The sequence below is a fragment of the Dactylosporangium sp. NPDC051484 genome (assembly GCF_040689395.1).
Classification (GTDB): domain Bacteria; phylum Actinomycetota; class Actinomycetes; order Mycobacteriales; family Micromonosporaceae; genus Dactylosporangium.
Genome location: NZ_JBFAZX010000079.1, coordinates 1 through 5,141, shown reverse-complemented (window position 1 = coordinate 5,141; position 5,141 = coordinate 1). Strand labels below are relative to the sequence as shown.

The following is a 5,141-nucleotide window of genomic DNA, read 5'->3' as shown; positions in this document are numbered from 1 at the left end:
CTCCACCATCCGCTGGGCGAACACAGCAGACTGCTCCCACAACTGCCGCGCCATACCCACCCACTGCGAACCCTGACCCGGAAACACGAAGACGGTGCGACCGACGGGACCGGACTTGCCCTGCACGAGGGAGCTGTCGGCGCGGCCCTCGGCCAGCGCGGTCAGGCCCCGCAGCAGCGTGTCGTGGTCCCGGCCGGAGACGACGGCGCGGTGCTCGAACGCGGTCCGGTTGTGGATCAGTGAGTATCCGACGTCGGCGGGCCGCAGGCCGGGCCGGCGTGCGACGTGGCCGGCCAGCCGGGCCGCCTGGGCCAGCAACGCCTGCTCGCTGCGTCCGGAGATCGGCCACAGCACGGGCCGGGCCTCGCTCGGCTGTGCGGCCGGCTCGGCGGTCGGCTCGCGATCCGCCTCGGCGGGCTGCTCGATGATGACGTGGGCGTTGGTGCCGCTGAGGCCGAAGGACGAGATGCCGGCCCGGCGCGGCCGGCCGTTCGCCGTCCACCGCTCGGCCTCGGTGATCAGGGCGATCGTGCCCGCCGACCAGTCGACGTCCGGGGTGGGCTCGGTGGTGTGCAGCGTCCGGGGCAGCAGCTCGTGCCGCATGGCCTGCACCATCTTGATGATGCCGGCGACGCCCGACGCCGCCTGGGTGTGGCCGATGTTGGACTTCACCGAGCCGAGCCGCACGGGCCGGTCCGCGGGCCGGCCCTGGCCGTACGTGGCCAGCAACGCCTGCACCTCGATCGGGTCGCCCAGCCTCGTGCCGGTCCCGTGTCCCTCGATCACGTCGACGTCGGCCGGCTTGAGGCCGGCGTTGGCGAGCGCGCTGCGGATGACCCGCTGCTGCGCCAGCCCGTTCGGGGCGGTGAGGCCGTTGCTGGCACCGTCCTGGTTGATCGCGGAGCCGCGGACCGTCGCGAGCACCGGGTGGCCGTTGCGCCGCGCGTCGCTGAGCCGCTCCACCACCAGCACACCGACGCCCTCGCCGATGCCGAACCCGTCGGCGGAGGCGTCGTAGGACTTGCACCGCCCGTCCGAGGCCAGGCCGCGCTGGCGGCTGAATCCGGTCAGCGACAACGAGGTGCCCAGCACGGTGACGCCCGCGGCCAGAGCGAGCGTGCACTCGCCGCTGCGCAGCGCCTGCGCGGCGAGATGCAACGCCACCAGCGACGAGGAGCATGCGGTGTCCACGGTCACCGCGGGGCCTTCCAGGCCCATGGTGTACGCGACGCGCCCGGACAGGACGCTGGTGGAGACACCGGCGATGAGATGGCCCTCGACCTCGTCGGGCACCTCGTAGCTGCCGTACCCCTGGTAGGCGGCGCCGGCGAAGACGCCGGTCCGGCTGCCGCGCAGCCTGCCCGGATCGATGCCGGCGCGCTCGAACGCCTCCCAGGAGGCCTCCAGCAGCAGGCGCTGCTGGGGGTCCATCGCCAGCGCCTCGCGCGGCGATACGCCGAAGAAGGCCGCGTCGAACTCCCCGGCCGCGTGCAGGAAACCGCCCTCGACCGAATAGGTGGTGCCGGGCCGGTCCGGGTCGGCGTCGTAGAGGCCCGTCACGTTCCAGCCCCGATCGCCCGGCAGCTCCGTGATGGCGTCGCGGCTGGCCACGAGCAGGTCCCACAGCTCGTCCGGATCGCTCACGCCGCCCGGATACCGGCAGGCCATCCCGACGATGACGACGGGATCGTCGTCGGCCGCGGCGGCGACCGGCGTCTCGACGGGTACGGCGGTGCCGGTACCGAGGAGCAGCTCGCCCACGTGCCGGGCGAGCGCGGTGGCCGACGAGTAGTCGAAGATCACGGTCACCGGCAGCCGGAGCCCGGTGGCGGCGCCCAGCCGGTTGCGCATCTCGACGGCGGTGAGGGAGTCGAAGCCAAGGTCCCGGAAGGCCCGGTCCGGGTCGACGCCGCTACCCGAGTCATGGCCCAGGACGCCTGCGGCGTGCGTGCGTACGAAATCGGTCAGGAGCCGGTCCCGGTCGGCGGGCGCGGTGTCGAGCAGCCGGCGGCGCAGCGCGGAGCCCGCCCCGTTCTCCTCCTCGGCGCGCGGCTCCTCGGTGGTCAGGGCCCGGCGCGCCTCCGGGAGGTCGGCGATCAGCGGGCTCGGACGCATCGAGGTGAACACCGGCGCGAACCGGTCCCAGTCGACGGCGGCGACCACGACGACGGTGTCGTCGTTGTCCAGCACCCGCTGGAACGCGGTGAGGGCCACGGCGGGCGACATGAACGGCACACCCCGGCCGCGCAGCTGCTCCTCGACGAGGTTCGCCGCCATACCGCCGCCATCGGCCGGATCCCAGATCCCCCAGATGATCGACGTGGCGGTCAGGCCCCTGGACCGGCGGTTCTCGGCCAGGCCGTCGAGGTAGGCGTTGGCGGAGGCGTATGCGCCGTGCTCGCCGCTGCCCCAGACCGCGGAGATCGAAGAGAACAGGACGAAGGCGTCCAGCGGGTCGTCGCCGAAGACGGCGTTGAGGTTCTCGGCGCCGCGGACCTTCGCGTACAGCGTCTCCGCGAAGTGGTCCGGGTTGGTGTCGTCGAGCGGGATCAGGACACCGGCGCCGGCGGCGTGAATGACCGAGCGGATGTCGGCGCCGTCGCGGCGCAGCCCGGCGACGAGCGCGGCCAGCTCATCCCGGTCGGCGACGTCGCAGGCCACGATCGATACCCGGGTGCCAAGCAGGGTCAGCTGCTCGGCCAGGTCGGCCGCGCCGTCGGCGGCGTCACCATGGCGGCTGAGCAGTACCAGGTGTTCCGCCCCACGCTCGGCGAGCCAACGAGCCAGCTGCCGGCCCACGCCGCCGGTGCCGCCGGTGATGAGCGTGGTGCCGGCCGGACGCCAGGAGCGTACGGCCGCGGTGTCGGCAGCGGTGTCGGTCAGTGCGGCGCGGACCAGTCGCCGGCCGTAGGCGCCGGTGGCCCGGACGGCCACCTGGTCCTCGCCGTCCCGTCCGGCGAGGACGTGGCGCAGCCGCTCGGCGGCCGGTGCGTCAAGCTCGGCCGGTAGGTCGACGAGACCACCCCAGCGAGCCGGATGCTCCAGCGCGGCGACCCGGCCGAGGCCCCAGATCAGGCTCTGGGCAGGCGAGGTCAGCGCGTCGTTGGTACCGGTGCTCACCGCGCCTCGGGTCGCCCACCACAGCGGGGCTTCGCAACCGCTGTCGCCGAGCGCCTGCAGCAGCACCAGGCTCAGCGCGGTGCCGTCGGTCATCTGGGGGTTGCGCCGGTGCGGGTGTTCGTCCAGGCCGAGCAGGGAGAGGACGCCACGGACCGGGCTCGGCGCAGCGGCGAGGGTCTCGGCGAGGCGCGCGGTGAGCACGGACCGCTCGTCGTCGGACGGGTCGAGCGTGACCGGCACGACGGTGACACCGTGCTCCGCGAGCGCCCGCTCGCAGGCGCTGATGAGGGTGGCGCCGGCGGTGGCGGCGGAGGACACGAGCAGCCAGGTTCCGGCCGGCGTGGCACCCGGCCCGCCGGCAAGCCGCTGCCAGTCGACGCGATAGCGCCAGGAGTCGGCCGTGGCGCGCTGCTCGTACTGCCGGCGCCAGGCCGCCAGGGCGGGCAGCACGGCGCTCACGGTGTCGGCCGGCCCAAGACCGAGGGTGGCGGTGAAGGCCGGGAGGTTCTCGTCGTCGACGGTCTGCCAGAAGCCCGCCTCCGCGGGGTGCGGCGCGGGCGGCGCGTCGGCGGCGTCCGCCGGGCGTCGCAGCCAGTACGAGCGGCGCTGGAACGGGTAGGTGGGCAGCGCGACCTCGGTGCCCGGCCGGCCGGCGAAGAGCGTGGGCCAGTCGGGCGACAGTCCGCGCACGAACGCCTCAGCGAGCGAACCCAGGACGGTGTCCATACCGCCCTGTCCACGCCGAAGGGTGCCGACAGCGGTGACCTCGGCTTCGGCGGCGTCGGCGGTCTGCGTGACACCGACGGTGAGGACGGGGTGGGCGCTGGACTCGATGAAGACGTTGTAGCCCTCGTCGACGAGGATCCTGCTCGCCTCGGCGAAGCGCACGGTCTGGCGAAGGTTGCGATACCAGTAGCCGGCGTCGAGGGTGCTGGTGTCCCGCCAGCCGGCGTCGACGGTGGACAGGAACGGCACGGTGGCTGCGACCGGGCTGATGCCGGCGAGGTCGCTCAGCAGCCGCTCCCGGATCTGCTCGACCTGGACCGAGTGCGAGGCGTAGTCGACCGGGATGACCCGCGCCCGCACGTCATCCGCGACAAGCTCCGCGACGAACGCCTCGATGTCGGCGGGATCACCGGCCAGAACGGTCGACGACGGACCGTTGACCGCGGCGACAGACAGCCCGCCCGACCGGCCGCTCAGACGTTCAGTGACATCAGCGACCGGCAACGGCACAGACGCCATACCACCCCGCCCGGCCAACGCCGCGATCGCCTGACTCCGCAACGCGACGACCCTCGCCCCGTCATCCAGCGACAACCCACCAGCCACCACCGCCGCCGCGATCTCACCCTGACTGTGCCCCACCACCGCATCCGGCACCACACCAAACGACCGCCACAGCTGCGCCAACGACACCATCACCGAAAACAACACCGGCTGCACCACATCAACCCGCTCCCACACATCACCCCCAAACACCCGATCCCGCAACGACCAACCCACAAACGGCGACAACGCCGCCTCACACTCCACCATCCGCCCAGCGAACACAGCAGACTGCTCCCACAACTGCCGCGCCATACCCACCCACTGCGAACCCTGACCCGGAAACACGAAGACGACGCGACCCGTGGCCACGGTGCGGCCCTGGACGAGGCCGGCGGCGTCATCTCCGACGACGGCGAGGGCGCGCAGGCCCTCGGTGAGGCGCGCACGATCGTCGGCGATCACGACGGCGCGGTGCTCGAAGGCGGTGCGGGAGGTGGCCAGGGCCCGGGCCACCTCACCGAACTGCGCGGCGGGTTCCCGATCGAGGAAAGCCAGCAGGTTGCGGGCCTGGGCGCGCAGCGCGTCATCGGAACGGGCCGAGACGACGAACGGCAGGACCGTGGGCGCCGGGGCCGTCGCCGGGCTCGGGTCCGCCGCGGGCGTCGGTTCGGGTGCCTGCTCCAGCACCACATGAGCATTCGTCCCACTCACACCGAACGCCGACACACCAGCCCGACGCACACCCGACC

1 protein-coding gene is annotated in these 5,141 nt (G+C 73.2%); it reads right to left on the bottom strand.

Going from position 1 to position 5,141, the window contains the following annotated elements; translation table 11 throughout:
* Positions 1–5,118, bottom strand: a 5,118-nt coding sequence (locus AB0367_RS38630; protein ID WP_366231487.1) for an SDR family NAD(P)-dependent oxidoreductase, incomplete at its 3' end; no start/stop codon positions are given.
* Positions 5,119–5,141 lie beyond the last annotated feature (23 nt).